We start from the raw sequence: 3,421 nt of genomic DNA on the forward strand, positions 1-3,421 counted from the left end.
CGACGGGCCGAGTTGTTCTGCGACGCGTACGGGATGCCGGTGGCCGGGCTGGGGCGGCGGGCGTTGGCGCCGCTGGACGCGCTGGACAAGCTCGTCGAGGACCCCCCTGGCCGGGCCAAGACCCGCCGGCTCCAGGTCGCGGGCGCGTTCCACACCGCGTTCATGGCGCCGGCCGAGGAAGCGCTGCGCGCCCGTGCCGCCGGCATCGCGGTGAAGGACCCCGCCCTGCCGCTGCTGTCCAACGCGGACGGCGCGGTGGTGACCGACGGCGACGAGGTGCTGAGCCGACTGATCTCCCAGGTGACCCGCCCCGTGCGGTGGGACGCCTGCCAGGCAACCCTCGCCGGGCACGCCGTGAGCGCGGTGGTCGAACTGCCGCCCGCCGGCGCGTTGACCGGCCTGGCCAAGCGCGAACTGAAGGGCACCCCCACCTTGGGCCTCAAGACCCCGGACCAGCTCGACCAGGTCGTCGAGATGATCACCGCGACACCGTCGGGGGTGTCCGAGTGACCACCTTCTCGACGCCCACCGGCTCGGTCGGCACCCGCATCATCGGCCTGGGCAGCTACCAGCCCGAGACGATCGTCAGCAACCACGACCTGAGCCTGCGCATGGACACCTCGGACGAGTGGATCCGCGACCGGGTCGGCATCGCCAACCGCCGCGTGGCCAAGCCGGACGAGCGGCTGGTCGACATGGCGGTCGAGGCGGGCGCGAAGGCCGTGGCCGACGCGGGCCTCACCCCGTCCGACGTCGACGCGGTCATCGTGGCCACCTGCACGATGCCGTCCCAGATCCCCAACGCGGCGGCCCAGGTGGCCGACCGGATCGGGGTCAAGGCGGCGCCGGCGTTCGACCTGAACGCCGCCTGCGCAGGCTTCTGCTACGCCCTGAGCACGGCGTCGGACCTGGTCCGCGCCGGCACGGCGAAGCACGTCCTGGTCATCGGCGCCGAGAAGCTCACCGACTGGGTGAACCCGGACGACCGCTCCACCGCGATCATCTTCGGCGACGGCGCGGGCGCGGCGGTCGTCGGGCCGTCCGACGAGCCGGGCATCGGCCCGGTGTCGTGGGGCAGCGCGGGCGACCTGGTGGACATGATCCACGTCGCGGACCGCGAGTCGTTCATCTTCCAGGAGGGCCAGTCGGTCTTCCGCTGGGCGACCACGCAGATCGCGCCGATCGCCCTCAAGGCGGTCGAGCTGGCGGGGCTGGACGTGTCCGATGTGGACGTCTTCGTGCCGCACCAGGCCAACCTGCGCATCATCGAGGCCATCGCGAAGCGGTTGCGGGCCAAGGGTGCGCGTGAAGACCTCGTGATCGCACGTGACATCGTGGACTCCGGCAACACCTCGTCCGCTTCCATCCCGCTCGCGCTGGACCACATGCGCGCGGCGGGAGAGGTGCGCAGCGGTGACGTGGCGCTGCTCGTCGGCTTCGGAGCCGGCCTGTCCTACGCGGGACAGGTCGTCCGGCTGCCGTGACCGCAATCCGAGACTCCGGTGGGACCGACCAGCCGGCGAAGCAAGTAGAAGGAAGGGATTTTCAGTGAGCAACGAGGACATCCAGAAGGGGCTCGCCGAGATCGTCGAGGAGGTCGCCGGTGTCGAGGCGGCCGACGTGACGGCCGACAAGTCCTTTGTGGACGACCTGGACATCGACTCGCTGTCCATGGTGGAGATCGCCGTGCAGGCCGAGGACAAGTTCGGCGTGAAGATCCCGGACGACGAGCTGGCCAACCTCAAGACCGTGGGCGATGCGGTCAACTACATCGCCAGCAACGCATGACCAGTAACAACGACGTCGTCGTCACCGGGCTGGGTGCCACCACCCCGCTCGGTGGCGATGTCGCCTCCACCTGGGACGCCCTCCTGGCCGGTCGCAGCGGTGTGCGCACCCTGACGGCCGACTTCGTGGCCCGCTTCGACCTGCCGGTCAAGATCGGTGCGCCGCTCGCGGTCGAGCCGACCGAGGTGCTGCCGCGCGTCGAGGCCCGCCGGTTGGACCGCTGCGAGCAGGTCGCCGTGGTCGCCGCCCGGCAGGCGTGGGCGGACGCCGGGTTCGGTGACGACGACGTCGACCCCGAACGGCTCGGCGTCGTGGTCGGCACCGGCATCGGCGGCGCGATGACGCTGCTCGACCAGGACGACCTGATCGAGGCCTCCGGCCTGCGCAAGGTCTCGCCGCTGACCGTGCCGATGCTCATGCCCAACGGCCCGGCCGCGCACGTCGGCCTGGACCTGAAGGCCCGCGCGGGCGTGCACGCGCCGGTGTCGGCCTGCGCGTCCGGTGCCGAGGCGCTGGCCTGGGCGTGGCGGATGCTGAAGACCGGTGAAGCGGACGTGGTCGTGGCCGGTGGCGCGGAAGCGTGCATCACCACCATCACCATGGCGGGCTTCATCCAGGCCCGGACCATGAGCACCCGCAACGACGACCCGGAACGCGCGTCGCGCCCGTTCGACGTCAACCGGGACGGGTTCGTGCTCGGTGAGGGCGCCGGGATCATGGTGCTGGAGCGCGAGGACTTCGCCCGCGCCCGCGGCGCCCGGATCTACGGCAAGCTCGCCGGCATCGGCACCACCTCCGACGGCCACCACATCACCGCGGCGGACCCGGAGGGCATCGGCCAGTCCAGGGCGATCGCGAAGGCGCTCCGCTCCGCGGGCGTCGACGCGGCCGACATCGGCCACGTGAACTGCCACGCCACGTCGACCCCGGTGGGCGACGTGATCGAACCGCAGGCCGTGCGCCGCGCGATCGGTGACCACCCGGTGCTGACCGCGCCCAAGGGCAACCACGGCCACCTGCTCGGTGCCTCGGGCGCGGTGGAGGCGATCACCACGCTGCTGTCGGTCCGCGACGGCATCGTGCCGCCGACGCTGAACCTGGAGGACCAGGACCCGAAGGTGCAGCTCGAGGTCGTGACCGGTGAGCCGCGCAAGATCGACCTGGTCGCCGCGGTCAACAACTCGTTCGGGTTCGGCGGGCACAACGTCTCGCTCGTCTTCACCCAGGCCTGACGATTCCGGCCGAACGTCCACACCAGGAGCTTCGTGATGACTGCCCTTGCGTCCCGACCGGCGAACCCGGAGGCGGGCGAGCTCGATCCGCGTGATCCGGAGGTTCGGCTCGCGCAACTGCTGGACCCCGGGTCGGTCACGCCGTTGCGGCCTCGTGACGGCAGCGGCATGTTCGCCGTGCGGGGGCGGATCAACGGCGCGAAGGTGGTGGCCTACTGCAGCGATGCCATGCGGATGGGTGGCGCGTTGGGGTCGGAGGGTTGCCGGCACATCGTGGAGGCGATCGACACCGCGGTGCGGGAGCGCACGCCGGTGATCGGGGTGTGGCATTCCGGTGGGGCGCGGTTGCCGGAGGGCGTGGAGTCGCTGGACGGCATGGGTCAGATGTTCGCGGCGATGAT

Annotated in this window: 4 protein-coding genes and 1 pseudogene; all 5 read left to right on the plus strand. The window is 71.4% G+C overall.

Features of this window, described 5'->3' with window-relative positions:
* Positions 1 to 510, plus strand: a pseudogene (locus AB0G02_RS32010) (hypothetical protein); the annotation flags it as partial.
* Positions 507 to 1,484, plus strand: a complete 978-nt coding sequence (locus tag AB0G02_RS32015; RefSeq protein ID WP_360801576.1) for a beta-ketoacyl-ACP synthase III — start codon at positions 507 to 509, stop codon at positions 1,482 to 1,484. The pseudogene AB0G02_RS32010 and the gene AB0G02_RS32015, both read left to right, overlap by 4 nt.
* A 64-nt stretch (positions 1,485 to 1,548) precedes the next feature.
* Positions 1,549 to 1,788, plus strand: a complete 240-nt coding sequence (locus AB0G02_RS32020; protein ID WP_053720023.1) for an acyl carrier protein — start codon at positions 1,549 to 1,551, stop codon at positions 1,786 to 1,788.
* Positions 1,785 to 3,020 carry a beta-ketoacyl-[acyl-carrier-protein] synthase family protein gene (locus tag AB0G02_RS32025; RefSeq protein ID WP_360801579.1) on the plus strand — a complete coding sequence of 412 codons (1,236 nt, stop codon included), beginning with the start codon at positions 1,785 to 1,787 and terminating at the stop codon, positions 3,018 to 3,020. The genes AB0G02_RS32020 and AB0G02_RS32025 overlap by 4 nt, the downstream gene beginning before the upstream one ends.
* 36 nt (positions 3,021 to 3,056) lie before the next feature.
* Positions 3,057 to 3,421, plus strand: a 365-nt coding sequence (locus AB0G02_RS32030; protein WP_360801582.1) for a carboxyl transferase domain-containing protein, incomplete at its 3' end; no start/stop codon positions are given.

Source organism: Actinosynnema sp. NPDC023658, assembly GCF_040639995.1.
GTDB lineage: Bacteria > Actinomycetota > Actinomycetes > Mycobacteriales > Pseudonocardiaceae > Actinosynnema.